Here is a 13,939-nt window from a genome sequence, read left to right on the forward strand (position 1 = left end):
GCAAAGTACGCGGCGGCCTTTTTTAGAATGTCGCGCTCCTCGGTCACTCGGCGCAACTCGGCCTTCAGCCGCCGAACCTCCGCGCTCTGGTCCACCTCGGCGCGCTGCACGACGCCGGGCTTGCCGAACTTGCGCAGCCAGGCGTACAGGCTGTGCGTGGTAACACCCAGGCGCTCGGCGACTTCTGCCACTTTAAACCCGCGATCGGTCACTTGGCGGACCGCCTCGACCTTGAACTCATCTGTATACCGCTTACTGCTCATGGACACCTCCGAATTAGCCATTTTCCATGGCCTTGAGATGTCTAGGAAAGCCTGGGCGTATCAAGCTCCACTTTTGGCGAACGCTAAAAGCGGGGGGATTACCCCACTAACGTGATGGCGGCGCTGAACTGGTGTGCATCACCCCCCAGGAGCCCTGGATGGGTGCAGGATGCAAATTAGTGTTGATAGTTGAAAGCGCCGCTGCAGATACCCGGCACGACGATCTTCATCGGGCTGGATTTCAATCGATCGCTGGGCGCGTACAGTTTGAACGGTGCGCCAACTTTGTCCGAACCTGCCTGGCGTTCTGGAATGGCGAGGATGCCTCGGCCGATGATCGTACCCTGTTCGTCCAAGAGGTACAGCGCGTTCAGGCCATCTCCAAGGTAGGTGTCGACTAGGCCGCCCTGCAGACGCGACCATCCGTCCGACTGCGGCAGCGCTATAGTTGCCGGTGGAACCACCCCGCATCCCTTGGCGGGCGTTGCCACATAGGCATGCCCGATGCTTTCCGATGCCCCCCTGAGCCAAGGACTAGCGAAAATGGAGAGGTTCTGCGCTGAGGCCTCACGGGCAATCTCAAGCGCACGAGTGCTGTCTGGGTAGATCCAGAGAATCTGTTCGTCATCCCGTGCGCCCATCTCCAGTGCCAGCGCTGCAGTGGTCTTCTCGAGATCGGTAAGTGGGTTGTGCTTCATCGCCTGCCATTGCAAGGGCAGGAACGCCAAAGGAATGAGCAGTAGCAGGCCTATGGCCTGGCCGCGTGCCCAGGTGAACCTGGATGACAAGCGGGCAACGCCCAGGATCATCACGCATGCGATGACCAGCAGCGCCGGTGTGGTGTAACGGCTGGCAACAGCGCTTTCCAAACCGAATCGAATGCGGCCAACTGCCACTGCAAGCGCAGAGGCAACGAGGTAGGCCACGAACAGCGCTAGCGCGAGTTCCAAGTCGACCGTTAAGCGTTTGCGCAGCAAGGCCGTACCTGCCAAATAGCTCGCCAGAATCGCAATCATCATGCCGCAAGCAACGGCCACGTAAAGATTGGGCGTAACCCCGCCAATGGCATGCGCAAATGGGCTACCAAGATAAGCAAATAAGAACCACATTACACCGCGTGGGGATTCGCGCAGCCCATAGAAAAACGAGTCATGACCGCCGGGCGAGGCATATCCACTAAAGTAAAGCGTAGTGACAACTATGGCAATCAGCAGTACCGAAACGATCCGTCTGATACTTTGGCGGCCGAGCACACAGCCGATTACCAGTAGCCACGTTGCGAGCACGCCATTGGCCATACTGCCTGCGGACACCACAGCCAATGCAACCGCAACAGCGAGCCAGGCGCGGTGATGCTTGCCATTTTGGTTGGACTGCCACAATGATAATAGGCTGGCCAACGGCAGCAGTTGCGCGAGGAAGAACTGGCTCTGAAAGCCCCAGGTAAGATTGTTTTCCTGGGTCCACAGCAGCGTCAGGCTAAGAACAACTAATGCTACTACTACCATGCATGGGGGGGCGTCTGGGATAATGCGCAGAGAACACCATGCTAGTAAGCTAAAGGTGAAGGCTGCCAGCGCATAATTCATAATGAGCAGGAATACCGCGTTTCCATCGAAATACCTGACATCGATAAAGAAGAGAATCCTGGCAAGGATAATGCGGTGCTCGTTGTGCTGTGCCCACCATGCCGAAATATCGGTCTGCTGGTGCATATAGAAGCCTAGTGTGCCATCCCACATATCCCAGAAGGGCACCGGGCTATAGCCACGCACCCCACCAACAATAGCCAGCAACGCATACAACAGTGTTAAAATTAACCCGATCAAAACAAAAGGTTGCTTTGTCAGGGGGCGCAGTCCCCCAGGCTGGCCACGGGTGGGCGAAACAGAGGTCATTTGTGATACTCCCCGGATTTACTGAATGTAAGATGCTTGTGTCCAAAGTAACTCGCAATAGCAGGCGCAATTATGCCGAGGGCGTGTGCGAATGTTTCGGGATAGAAAATCAGACCTATCCAGAGGAAAACGTAGTGGCTGAGAACAAGGCTAATAACAAGAGTCTGTAGTAAGGCCAGCGCGTTCACTGCAACGAACCAAAATATTTGCTTGGCAAGCTGCTTATTCGCATCTTTGAAAACATAGGAGCGGTTGAGAAGAAAAGCAGTGACCATGCCGACCAAATAAGCCAAGACAATCGCGGGTACATACCCAATGAATTGGTTGAAGGCGATGCGGGAACTGAAGTTCGCCACTGCGGCGACTCCGCTAGCTGCAACGAACAGGACGAAACGGCGCTCGATCATTGTTGATCACGCTCGTGATTGGGACTAGTCATCGAGGTGATTACCCTATGCTGGGGGGGCCTTTCTGAAGTGGAAGGAAGATCCTGGTAGGTCAACTTATTATCGAATAGGCTGTTACGTACAAGTTGGCGACACTGCTCAGCCGTAAGCGGTGCATGCCAGAGGTACGCCATCTGGCCGGTCCAATGCACTGCCGGGCCTTTATCGGTTTGGCCCGATGTGCAGCGCTTGACTTCTTCACGCCAGTCAAGTGGCGCATGTGTACGGTAACCATGCTGTAAAGTTTGCTGAAGCGGAAATAGCAACAGAAGCACGAAGATCAGTCGCGCGGGACCACGCGCCTCGCTGGCTATATGAATTAGAATCCAAGCGAGGAAGATATAGGGATAGAAAAAATAGCGCGGCCCTCCGGTGAATGGATCTAGTAGATCGATGGGGACGCGCGCAGCCGCCGCCGTAACAGAAAGGACGAAGCACGCAATCAGGGTAACCAGCACCCCATCGCTATTGCGTCGCTGAGCCCAGACGGCCACCAATATGACGAGTATCAATGCGAGTCCGAGACCGGCAGCAAGTGCGGGTTGTGCCGCATTGGGCTGCCGGAACAGGAAGTGACCAACGAATCGCTCCAGCAATGCCGAGACGCCCGGAGCAGAAAGACGCTCTTGTGAGGCGACCGGATTGAGAACAACCAGCTTGGCCTGGACAGCGCCGATCGCTCCGGCCGTTAGCAACATCCACCACTCTTCGCGCTGACGAAGAATGATTGCGCGCACGCAGTATAGCGGCGCCATCATCACGACCAATGGAGACGACAACCCCCCGAGCAGCAGCATCGGAAAACGCCACTGCAATCCTGGGGCGCGCCGCTCGTCCCAGAACACTGGAATCACCACTAAGAATGCGCCCCACCACAATGCATAAGCCGAGGTCGAAAAAACCTCTGCATCCGTCGGCACTGCCAGTACCGCAAGTGCGCATGCCCAAGGCGCTCGTAGGCGAGTAGGTAACAGCGCCAGCGCGACCATAACGGCCATAGTCATCAGTGCTGCTAGTGACAGGCTAATTTCAGGCAGCCATCGGAACGACAGCGTGACCGAAATTGAATTGATCAGCTTATTGGGAATCAGGATGTAGCCGGCGACGGGATGCACTAGCGTGCCCCATCCGTACTGTAGAAAATCCGGGAGAAGCTCCTTTCCGTCTTCCACCCAGACGTAAGGGTTAGTCCACTGCGAGGGACGGCGCAGCACCAGCGCAAGCAGTGTTGCGGCAGCAATGCTCAGGCCGATCCAGATCTGCTGGTGGGCTTCGCGCTTAGCCTCGACCGGTACGGTTGTCCCGATCTCCTGTCTCAGCCAGGGGTACAGGACTGCCAAGAGGACTAAGCCGATGCTGACCGGAATCCATCCACCATGGTCAGACACAATGCCCAGCCCGATCCAGCCGAAACCTTCCTGGGTCTGATCACGTACGATAAGGCGGCTATCCTGCGTTTGCAGCGCTGGTGGAATGTCGACGAGCCAGCGCACCCAGCGGTCACCCGCACGGGGTAGCGGCACTACGGCTTGTGTGCCATCTGCACCGACCAGTTTTGCACTGATACCGGGTGCGTCTCCATAACCTGCAACCTCCACGGTCACGGATGAATTTCCGGCGGGAATTGGTTGCAACACCAGATCGGCAATGTCGGCGTTCTGGAAGTTGCAGAAAGTAATTACATGCGAGCCTGACGGCGTAGCTTGTCTCAGGAACGGCGAAAGAGTCTGGGAGCATCCACCGCTTATCCGTCCCTGGTATTGGCGACTGGTCAAACCTAATACAGCAACAATAATAGCGGCCAGCAACAGCATTATGCGAAGCACCAGTGCTCGTTGCAGGATCCAACTCATTGGGGGGCGTTGCACGGTCGCGCGATTATCGGGTGGCAAGATCAGCCAGCGACGCGCCCAAGGCAACACTCTCGTTGATTGAACGATCCTCTGGATAGTAATACGCTGTATCAGCCATAAAGAAGCCTTCCAGCGGCGTCTTCATCGCCGGCAGCATGTCCTGAAACCCTGGGGGGCAGATAGTCTGCGCAAATTCATAACGGTGGCAGTGCGTTGCCAAGACCCACTCTGATTTGAATGCGGGGTTGATTCTAGGTAGATAGCTGATTACTTCATCGATCAGTTGCTGATTGCTCCATTGCCACTTCGGGTGGGTTTTGGGCATGTAGTAGGGCGCGTACAAGATCTTTTGCGTTGGATCCTTGCCCGGGTTGAGATTGCTGTATTCGATGACGCCAGGAATAGCAATCCCGTCATCGCTGATATTCACCCAGAAGTTTTCGCTGATCGGCTGACTAAGCTTGAGAATGACGCATGCGACCGGAATGTTCTCAATTCGGCGTATGGAATCAGCGAATGCCTTAGGCAATTCCGGAACCATCGCCGGCACGTACTGAATCGGTGCGGTTGAGATCACCGCATCGTATGAATGGAATTGATTGCCCGCGCGAATGCCCGTGACCTTGCCGGCTTCTGAAACCACTTCATCGATCGGCTGGCTGAGCAAAATCCGGCCGCCGCGACGCTGGATCTCGGCCACCATCGCATCGAGCAGAATCGCCGAGCCGCCCTCCAGATAACCCAGGCTCTCGTTGAACAGATTGCGCCGGGAAAGTGCGATGCGTTTGATGCGCGTGCCAATCCACGATGCCGACAAATCGTTGGCGTACTCGAAGAACTTCAGTCCGAACGCCTTCTCCCACATGACTTTATAGGCTTTCTTGCCGATCCAGCCTGTGATCCAGTCGCGTGCGTTCTCTTTGTCAAGCGCGGACCAGTCGGAAATGCCTTTGGTGTGCATCACGTGCAGCGCATAGCGCAGCTTGCTGATCGGGCCCAAATGAGGAAAGCTGAGCAGGGCGAATGGCGAGCCCCATTTGTACAGTCGGCCATCGTGGAAATAGCCCATTTTGGTGTCGGTCCACTTCAGTTTGTCGGCCATGCCAAGGCGGTCGAGCAATTTGAACAGTGGATCATCGGTCTTGCAGATGAAATGGTAATAGCGTTCGATGGAAAGGCCTTCGAAGTCGAAAGCTGCTGACATGCCGCCGATACGGTCGTCGCGCTCATAGATATCGACCGCGTGACCACGGTCCAGAAGTTCGAGGGCGGCCATCAGGCCCATAGGGCCACTACCGATGATTGAATAATTGCTCATGTCTACCTTGGATATGATGGATGACAGCCTGGGTGGGGCGTCAACGCTTGAGGACGATGTGACTGTAGCGCGGGTCGCAGTAGCTTTCGCGGATGGCTTCTTCGAACGGAGTCTGGGTCACGCCGAAAATCGCCTGTGTATCTACGCCTTTGAAGTCATCGCCTGCTGAGAGTGCCTTGAGTTGATCGGCGGTGAAGGGCGGCTTGCTGCTGAACAGGCTGTACACCCGGAGCAAGAAGGCAAAGAAGCCAATCGGGATATGCACGATCACAGTGCGCAGTTGTTTTGCGCGCTTGATGGTGCGAATGATATCAACGTAATCCACGCGCGTAGCGCCGACGATATCGTAGATGTCGCCCGCAGGTTCGCGCTCTATGCACTGCACGATGCAGCGACAAAAATCGCGCTCGTACAACGGTTGGCGCATGAACTTGCCGTCGCCGGGAATCGGGAATACCGGAGTGCGAGCCATGAAGCGCGACAACCATCCCAGGTGCTTGGGGTCGAACCAGCCGAACATCAACGTCGGGCGCAACACGCAGTGAGGAATCCCGCTGTTGCGGACTAGCGCCTCCTGTAGCTTCTTGGTCTCCGTGTAGTCATCGGTTGCAACTGAATTCACGACCGAAGAACTGATGTGCACCATGTAGGGGATCTGATGATCCATGCAAGCGTTCAGTACGTTTTCGGTGGCCTGCAGGTTGTTGCGGTCGAACAACGTGCGGAACTTACCGGTGATCTGTGCATGCAGTTGTACTACCAGGCGAGCGCCTGCGAACGCTTCGCTCCAAGCACCAGGTTCCGCGAGGTCGGCCAATATCGTCTTTACGTCCGGGTGCAGTTTGCGCAAGATCTCGAGGTTGTGCTCGTGCTTGTCGATGGCGATCAGCTGCGTATATCCCTGCTGCTTCATCTCGACGATGAGGTTCTGTCCCACCAGGCCTGCGGCACCGGTCAACACGATCTTGTCACTTTTCTGTGCCATGGATGGACTCTGAAACGTATGGATGAATGGATCAGTCGCGCTTGTAGGCAACGACCAGCGCTTGCTTGCCCAAGAGGTGCCAGGCGAGCGGAATGCGCAGGTACAGCGATACCAGCCACGGCGCCTGCGGTAATCGGCTCTTGGTGGTATAGGGCAGGAATTTGGGGATCACCACCTGCGGCTCCAATCCCGCCATCAGTACTCCCTCGACGAGGCTACGGTCGCTTAGCGACGTGTGGTGGTCGAAGTAATCCCAATACTCGTCATATAGGAAGCGAATGTTGGGTTGCAGGATGATGACCCTTCCGCCCGGCTTAAGCATGCGCGCGCTTTCCCGCAGCGTTTGCAATACGAGATCTTTGGTTGGCAGGTGCTCAAGAAAGTTACTCATGAATACCGCATCTACGCTGGCGCTAGGAATCGAGCTGACCGCAATGCATGACTCATTGATCACGCGAATACCGTCGGCGGCGAACTTGCGCACGTCGGGGTTGAGGTCGACGGCAATCTTGTGCGCGGCTGGAATGTTGTTGATGAACTCGCAATATCCCGCTCCGATGTCGACCACAGTCTCATTGGGTTCAACGAACCGACTGAAATACTGCGTGCACAGTACCTGCCAGATCCGGTTCTTGTTGGCGAGTTCTTCCTTCGGGAAACGGTGTTGATAGAGCACGTCGAGATCGTGATCGATATCTGGCATCTCAGCACTTCCTCTGTGGATGGGGTGGTTTATAGCGAGATGCGACGAAAAATGAATTCCGGGATGTTCTTGATCACCAGCATGATTGCCCACCAGAAACTGGGCAGGTAGGCCACAGCGCGACGCTTGTCCACTGCGCTGAGGATCCCCTTGGCAATCTGGTCCGGCTTTGCCCACAGTGCGCCCTTCTTGAAGGCTGCGGTCATGGGGGTGTCGACGAAGCCCGGCTTGATCGTGAGCACGTTGATGCCTTGCGGGCGCAGGCGCTGTCCCAGGCCGCTCAAGTAGGCGGTCACAGCGGCCTTGGCACTGCCATAGAGGTAGTTGCTGGCTCGGCCGCGATCTCCAGCCACTGAAGAAATGACTGCCAGCGTGGCGCCGGACGTCAGTCGCGGCACAATCGCTGCGCACAGCGCAATTGTGGAGGTGCCGTTGGTGGCGAATTCGCGCAGCGACAGTTCGACCGATGCGTCACATGCAGCCTGATCCGGCAGCGTGCCATGTGCGATCAATACGACATCGACACCGCCCAAGGCAGCCCAGGCTGCATCCAGAACTTCGCCATGATGCGCATTGTCGTTGACATCCAGCACGCCGATGCTGCTTCGCGCGCCGCGGGTGGTGAGGTCGGCCGCAATTGTTTCCAGGCGCGCGGCCTGGCGGCCGAGCAGGTGGATGGCCGCACCGCGGGCGGCGTAGCGTCGGGCGGTTGCTTCGGCAATGGCCGAGGTGGCCCCGATAATAAGGACGCGTTGCATGTCTACTCCGTGACCCGGCGCCAGAAGCCGGAAGAAAAACGTGGATCGAGATAGTTGCCGAACTCGCGCCAGCGGCCATAGGCACGCTGAAACGACTGTGCTGTCATACGTGCGTCCTTGGCAGGGTACAGAGCGCCGCCTGCCTCGTCGACGATGCGGTCCAGTCGCTCAAGCAGGCGGAAGACGCCAGGACCGGTATTGGGAAAATCCAATGCCAAGGTCGTGCCTGGCCTTGGGAAAGACAGCATGCCAATGGAAGGTGTGTTGCCGAATTCCTTCAACACCGCCAGGAACGAGCCGCTGCCGCTGCGCGCGATCTCTGCAAGCAGCGCGTCCACTGCGTCCCGCGCGGTTGCGGGCGGCATCACACATTGATACTGGAGAAAGCCGGAGGGGCCGTACATGCGGTTCCAGTCACGGATGCCGTCAAGCGGGTAAAAGAACGGCAAGAGATGGCTGACGAAGCGTTTGCGCGGAGCGGGCTGGCGCCAGTAGTAGAGCGCGTTGAAAGGCCGCAGGGAGAACGTGTTCACCAACGAAATCGGTGGAGTGACAGGCATGGATAAACCTGCGCCTGGCGGTTTCGGTCGCTCTTGCGCAAGCCCGGTGCAGTGATCTGCGCGGGTAAAGTGCCCGCGCCCGCGCGCCTTGCCGCTTGCCAGACAGTCGATCCACGCCACACTGTACTCGTGGCTTTCGGCCGCGGCCGCCGACAACGCAAAGAACTCGTCAAGCGAGCCGAAGCGAATGTTTTCTGCTTCCAGCGTGGAGCTGCCGACCCGACGCAGCTGAATTTCCGCCCAGGTGATCAGGCCGGTCAGCCCGAGTCCACCCACTGTGGCTGCGAACCAGCGATCGGCGTGATCCGGAGTGCACACTCGCCGCTCGCCGTCGCTACGCAGCAGCTCGAATGCGCGCACATGGTGGCCAAAATTGCCGGTCCGATGGTGGTTCTTGCCATGCACGTCGTTGGCAATGGCGCCGGCAACGGTGACGTAGCGCGTGCCGGGCGTCACCGGCAGAAACCAGCCTTGCGGCAATACCAGCTCGATGATCTCGTTAAGAGTGACACCTGCCTCGCAGCGCAGCACGCCACTGGCAGGATCAAAGGCGATGAATCGATCAAGCCCGCGTGCGCACAGCAGTGCGCCATCCGGATTCAGGCAACTATCGCCATAGCTGCGCCCGTTACCACGCGGCAGCGCGAGGCCGTCGAATGCGGGCAGATCCGTTGCACGATCGTTGATCGGTAGCAGCGTCTGCTGCGCGCTGGGATACCGCCCCCAGGATTGCCCCGCGGCCATCAGATGGCGCTCAGGGCGAATAACCCGCACAGCACGACAACGATCTGACTCACACGGTCGGTTGCAGCGAATACGATCGGGTCGTCATGCATCTCTCCGCGATGCGCAATGATCCAGACCCTGCTCACCCAATACAGCAACACTGGGCACACCAGCCAGAGCAGCTTGGGATTGCGGTACAGCTCCACACTCTCGGGGCTGTTGATGTACAGCGCCATCACCATTACCGCGATGTAGCCGGCCGCTGCGCCCATGGATTGCAGCAGCGAGAGATCCTCCACCGAATAGGCTCGGCCACTGGCCCTGGTCTTGCCGCTGCTCAACATGGCATGTAGTTCCGTGTAGCGCTTGAGCAGCGCGAGCGACAGGAACATGAACATCGAAAATGCCAACAGCCAGAACGACAACTCGATGCCGATCGCCACGGCGCCGCCGATGATGCGTACGGTGTAGAGCGCTGCGAGCAGCACCACGTCGATCATCACAATGCGCTTCAAGCGTAGCGAATACGCCAAGGTCATGATGTAGTAGGCAAGCAAGACCAGGGTGAATTCAATATTGCATGCCAGCGACAGCAGGAGCCCGGCAATGGTCAGCGCGGGGGCGACCAGCAGCCCATGCAAAAGCGGGAGCCGACCTGCCGCGAACGGGCGCTTGCGTTTGCGTGGATGCTGACGGTCAGGCGTCAAATCCAGCAGATCGTTGAGCACATAGACGCCGGAAGCGCATAACCCAAATGCGACCAGCGCAATCGTGGATTGCAGGACCGATTCCAGATCCAGGAATCGGTGCGCGGTCAGCAGCGGAACGAACACGAGCAGATTCTTCAGCCATTGGTGCAGGCGCAACGCTTTCAGCCATGCACGGGCGCGCGACGGGGCAGGCCAATGCGCATGCACGGTCGTCCGTTGCGCCGCTGCCTTTGCCAGTGCGGTGCCGTTGTTGACGACCCAGGCGCCACCGGCCTTGTCCCAGACGTGCAAATCCACGCTGCCGTTGCCGGCGTAATCGAAGTTGCCCTGACCAAACGCGTCGACCAGGACATCTGCCTTGTTGCGACCAGACAGATTGCGCTTGCCATCGCTGGCAATGACCTGCTCGAAGAGGCCTAGATGCTCTGCAATAGGCTGCACCAGGAGGGCGTCGGAGGCGGTGCACAACACGCGCGGGCGTTGCGTTGTGGTGCGCAACAGCTCTAGCACCTGGTGGTTGTAGGGCAGGGTCTCTGCAGGCATGACGACGCGGGAGGCAAGTTCGCGCTTCAGTGCGGCCTTCCCACGCAACAGCCACAGTGGCAGCAAGAACACGTACAGCGGGTTACGCGCCAGCAACGCCAGCACCGACTCATAGAGAATGTCCGAATTCAAAAGCGTGCCATCCAGATCCACGCACAAGGCGCGTCCCGACACAACTGGACGAATAGAGTGGATAGGGGGGGCGGACATCGATTGCCTGGCGATCCATTGCGGGGCGCCGATTATACCTGTCGTTCACCGCGCGCTCTTGCGGATAGCGAATTCTGCAGCGAGCATGGACGCCGCCCCGACGAGGATGGCGTACCAAAGCGTCACCAGGCGCGCCGCGACAGCGACCGCAATGGCGTCTGCAGTAGAAATTCCAAGCCGATCGAGCATCAGGACGATGGCCAGTTCGGTCGAGCCGACGCCACCGGGCACAAACGACAGTGCGCCGATCAGCATCGCAAGCGGGTAAATACCGAGCGCGACAATGGGGTCCAGTTGCAGGCCCATGCCGACGCAAAGGCTCACGAACACCGCTGATGTCAGTCCCCAGGCGATGAACCCGGCAAGCATGCTTTGCGCGAACGCAGGCAGATCCAGGCAGATACGCAATTCCAGCGCTGCCGCAAGGAAGAAATGCGTCAATCGCCGCAGCCAGCGGCCGGGAAGGTGCGCGGTCATGCCTTTCAGGTTGTCCAACAACGCGTGCCAGGCGGCTGCGCCGAACAGCACACAGACAAATCCCAGCACGATTGCAGCTAGCGCACCCAAGGTGGGGAATATCGACGCGGCCAGCAGGGACGGCGACAGGATGACCAGCAGGTCGGATGCGCGCTCGAAGACGAAGACACCCAATGTGCGCTGGGCCGGAATGCCGATCCGCGCGAAGTAGCGAATCCGCATCAGTTCGCCTGCCTTGCCAGGCGTAGCGGTCAGTGCGAAGCCCGCCAAATAGCCAGCCAGGCCAGGTAGTAACTGGTACGTGATGCCCCTTGCGGCGGAGGAGCCAGTGCCACCGCCAGTACCGAAACAGATACGTGATGGTGACGGGCACGATGGCGAGCGCCATCTGCTGCCAGACCTCGCTCGCCCAGCCGTGAGAAGGTCCCGTTTCCGTGGTCCAGCCAGACCAAGACGGCGATGTATCCGGCGCACAGCAGGAAAACGAAGCCGACCAGATAATCCAGACGGTGCCGCGATGTCGCGGCACCGTTGATGCGAGAAGACGAAGGCGAATCCATTGCAGCAGACGGGCCTCAGCCCAACGCAGCCTCCAACTCCGGCAGCAGCGTAAACAGATCCCCCACCAGCCCGATATCGGCAATCTCGAAGATCGGCGATTCCGGGTCCTTGTTGATCGCCACGATCGTACCGGCGTCCTTGATGCCGGTCAGATGCTGGATGGCGCCGCTGATGCCGATGGCCACGTACAACTCCGGGGCGATGATCTTGCCGGTCTGACCGACCTGCAGCTCGTTGGGCACATAGCCTGCGTCCACTGCCGCGCGTGAAGCACCGACCGCGGCGCCGAGTTTGTCGGCCAGCCTATAGATGTGCTTGAAGTTCTCCGCCGAGCCGACGCCGCGGCCGCCGGAGACCACACGCTTGGCGCTCTGCAGGTCTGGGCGGTCGGAGTTGCCTGCAGCCAGGTCGATGAAGCGGGTGTGGGTCGGCAGTGCGACTTTGATGCTGACGGACTCGACAGCTGCGCTTCCACCGCTAGCCGCCTCCGGCCACGAGGCACTGCGCACTGTAGCAACCACGATCTGGTCGGCCGGGGCTTTCACAGTAATGATGGCGTTGCCGGCGTAGATCGGGCGCTTGAAGGTGTAGGCATCTTCGACCGCCATCAGGTCGGAGATCTGATTGACGCCGAGCAGTGCAGCCACCACTGGCATCAGATCCTTGCCGAAGGTGGTGGAGGGGCCGAGCACATGGGTATAACTCTGGCCGGCCAGCTGGGCGATCTGCGGCCCCAGCACCTGGGCGATGGCGTGTTCGTTGGCGGCGTTGGCCACGGTCAGCACGCGGGCGACGCCGGCCAGCTGTGCGGCCTGCGCTGCAACGGCTGCAGGATCGGCCGCCGCCAGCACGACCACGTCGATCGACTCGGCCGAGACGGCCAGCGCAGCGCTCAGGGTCTTGGCGGTGGCCGCATTGAGCTGGCCGTTGAGGTGTTCGGCGACGACAAGAATTTTGGCCATTACAGCAACCCCTTCTGCTTGAGTGCGGCCACCAGCCCGGCGGCGTCCTTGACCATCACCCCGCGGCTGCGTTTGGCCGGCGCCGCGTAGTGGGTAGTGGTGAGACTGTCGTGCGATTCAACGCCCAGGTCGGCGAAGGCCAGCGTTTCCATCGGCTTGCTCTTGGCCTTCATGATGTCCGGCAGCTTGATGAAGCGCGGCTCGTTCAGGCGTAGGTCGGTGGTGATCACCGCCGGCAGCTCCACCTCCAGCGTTTCCAGGCCGGCATCGACCTCGCGGGTCACCGTGGCCTTGCCGTCGGCAACAACGAGCTTGCCGGCGAAGGTCGCCTGCGGCCGGCCCCACAACGTGGCCAGCATCTGGCCGGTCTGATTGGCATCGTCGTCGATCGCCTGTTTGCCGAGGATGACCAGATCCGGCTGTTCCTTCTCGACCAATTTGAGCAGCGCGCGTGCGGCGGTCAGCGGCTGAACGGCCGCATCGGTCACCACATGGATTGCGCGATTGGCGCCCATGGCCAAGCCGTTGCGCAGGTGCGCAGCCGTATCGGCCGGCGCCAGGGTGGCGACCACGACGTCCGTGGCGATGCCGGCATCGCGCAGGCGCAATGCTTCTTCCAGGGCGATTTCGTCGAACGGATTAGGCGAGAGCTTGACGCCCTCGGTCACCACGCCGGAGCCATCCGGCTTGACCTGAATGCGGACGTTGTAGTCCACCACGCGCTTGTAGGCGACGAGGATTTTCATCGTGTACGAGATCCTTCAGCTATTGCGGGAAGGCCCGGCCGCGGCGGCAGGCTCGGGAGTGGGGGCATTCTAACCGGGCGTAGCCAACCATGCGATGGCGTATGGATGCTGCGATGCAGCATCTTGTTGTCCTGAATGGGCAATGCTTAGGCCCGGTATTGCTCCAACCGTATATCCTGTGGGGTTGACGCAGCGCGGTCCGCGCGCGACCAGGAGATCA

At 59.2% G+C, this 13,939-nt stretch carries 11 protein-coding genes and 2 pseudogenes; all 13 read right to left on the reverse strand.

All coding sequences use genetic code 11. From position 1 onward, the window contains the following. Nucleotides 1-263, reverse strand: a pseudogene (locus XAXN_RS01155) (transposase); the annotation flags it as partial. A gap of 176 nt (nt 264-439) precedes the next feature. Further along, entirely contained in the window at nt 440-2,161 is a 1,722-nt protein-coding gene (locus tag XAXN_RS01160) for a hypothetical protein (RefSeq protein WP_134980544.1), read from the reverse strand. Further along, nucleotides 2,158-2,568, reverse strand: coding sequence for a GtrA family protein (locus XAXN_RS01165; RefSeq protein ID WP_054318191.1), 411 nt, complete (start codon nt 2,566-2,568; stop codon nt 2,158-2,160). The genes XAXN_RS01160 and XAXN_RS01165 overlap by 4 nt, the downstream gene beginning before the upstream one ends. After that, entirely contained in the window at nt 2,565-4,460 is a 1,896-nt protein-coding gene (locus XAXN_RS01170; protein WP_134980543.1) for a hypothetical protein, read from the reverse strand. Before XAXN_RS01170 ends, XAXN_RS01165 begins: the two co-directional genes overlap by 4 nt. A 25-nt stretch (nt 4,461-4,485) precedes the next feature. After that, on the reverse strand, nt 4,486-5,778 hold the full coding sequence (locus XAXN_RS01175) for an NAD(P)/FAD-dependent oxidoreductase (protein WP_054318193.1): 1,293 nt from the start codon (nt 5,776-5,778) through the stop codon (nt 4,486-4,488). A 40-nt stretch (nt 5,779-5,818) separates the two neighbouring features. Then, on the reverse strand, nt 5,819-6,763 hold the full coding sequence (locus tag XAXN_RS01180) for an NAD-dependent epimerase/dehydratase family protein (RefSeq protein WP_054318194.1): 945 nt from the start codon (nt 6,761-6,763) through the stop codon (nt 5,819-5,821). Between the two features lie 31 nt (nt 6,764-6,794). Beyond that, a complete protein-coding gene (locus XAXN_RS01185; RefSeq protein WP_054318195.1) occupies nt 6,795-7,466 on the reverse strand; it encodes a class I SAM-dependent methyltransferase in 672 nt (223 codons plus the stop codon). A 29-nt stretch (nt 7,467-7,495) separates the two neighbouring features. Continuing rightward, on the reverse strand, nt 7,496-8,224 hold the full coding sequence (locus tag XAXN_RS01190; RefSeq protein WP_054318196.1) for an SDR family oxidoreductase: 729 nt from the start codon (nt 8,222-8,224) through the stop codon (nt 7,496-7,498). Between the two features lie 2 nt (nt 8,225-8,226). Next, on the reverse strand, nt 8,227-9,528 hold the full coding sequence (locus XAXN_RS01195; protein WP_054318197.1) for an FAD-binding oxidoreductase: 1,302 nt from the start codon (nt 9,526-9,528) through the stop codon (nt 8,227-8,229). Continuing rightward, nucleotides 9,528-10,916, reverse strand: a complete 1,389-nt coding sequence (locus XAXN_RS01200; protein ID WP_042824894.1) for a UbiA family prenyltransferase — start codon at nt 10,914-10,916, stop codon at nt 9,528-9,530. The genes XAXN_RS01195 and XAXN_RS01200 overlap by 1 nt, the downstream gene beginning before the upstream one ends. Before the next feature lie 102 nt (nt 10,917-11,018). Then, nucleotides 11,019-12,010 (reverse strand): annotated as a pseudogene (locus XAXN_RS01205) (lysylphosphatidylglycerol synthase transmembrane domain-containing protein). A gap of 15 nt (nt 12,011-12,025) precedes the next feature. After that, nucleotides 12,026-12,973 (reverse strand): electron transfer flavoprotein subunit alpha/FixB family protein, encoded by a 948-nt coding sequence (locus XAXN_RS01210; RefSeq protein WP_054318198.1) that lies wholly within the window; start codon nt 12,971-12,973, stop codon nt 12,026-12,028. Then, nucleotides 12,973-13,719, reverse strand: a complete 747-nt coding sequence (locus XAXN_RS01215) for an electron transfer flavoprotein subunit beta/FixA family protein (RefSeq protein ID WP_042823732.1) — start codon at nt 13,717-13,719, stop codon at nt 12,973-12,975. Before XAXN_RS01215 ends, XAXN_RS01210 begins: the two co-directional genes overlap by 1 nt. Nucleotides 13,720-13,939 lie beyond the last annotated feature (220 nt).

Origin of the sequence: Xanthomonas axonopodis (genome assembly GCF_001304695.1) — a bacterium.
GTDB classification, from domain to species: Bacteria; Pseudomonadota; Gammaproteobacteria; order Xanthomonadales; family Xanthomonadaceae; genus Xanthomonas; species Xanthomonas axonopodis.

Coding starts and splice junctions, on each gene's coding strand:
- XAXN_RS01160 (WP_134980544.1), bottom strand. CDS start 2,161: ATGACCTCTGTTTCGCCCACCCGTGGCCAGCCTGGGGGACTGCGCCCC.
- XAXN_RS01210 (WP_054318198.1), bottom strand. CDS start 12,973: ATGGCCAAAATTCTTGTCGTCGCCGAACACCTCAACGGCCAGCTCAAT.
- XAXN_RS01175 (WP_054318193.1), bottom strand. CDS start 5,778: ATGAGCAATTATTCAATCATCGGTAGTGGCCCTATGGGCCTGATGGCC.
- XAXN_RS01165 (WP_054318191.1), bottom strand. CDS start 2,568: ATGATCGAGCGCCGTTTCGTCCTGTTCGTTGCAGCTAGCGGAGTCGCC.
- XAXN_RS01180 (WP_054318194.1), bottom strand. CDS start 6,763: ATGGCACAGAAAAGTGACAAGATCGTGTTGACCGGTGCCGCAGGCCTG.
- XAXN_RS01215 (WP_042823732.1), bottom strand. CDS start 13,719: ATGAAAATCCTCGTCGCCTACAAGCGCGTGGTGGACTACAACGTCCGC.
- XAXN_RS01185 (WP_054318195.1), bottom strand. CDS start 7,466: ATGCCAGATATCGATCACGATCTCGACGTGCTCTATCAACACCGTTTC.
- XAXN_RS01190 (WP_054318196.1), bottom strand. CDS start 8,224: ATGCAACGCGTCCTTATTATCGGGGCCACCTCGGCCATTGCCGAAGCA.
- XAXN_RS01195 (WP_054318197.1), bottom strand. CDS start 9,528: ATGGCCGCGGGGCAATCCTGGGGGCGGTATCCCAGCGCGCAGCAGACG.
- XAXN_RS01170 (WP_134980543.1), bottom strand. CDS start 4,460: ATGAGTTGGATCCTGCAACGAGCACTGGTGCTTCGCATAATGCTGTTG.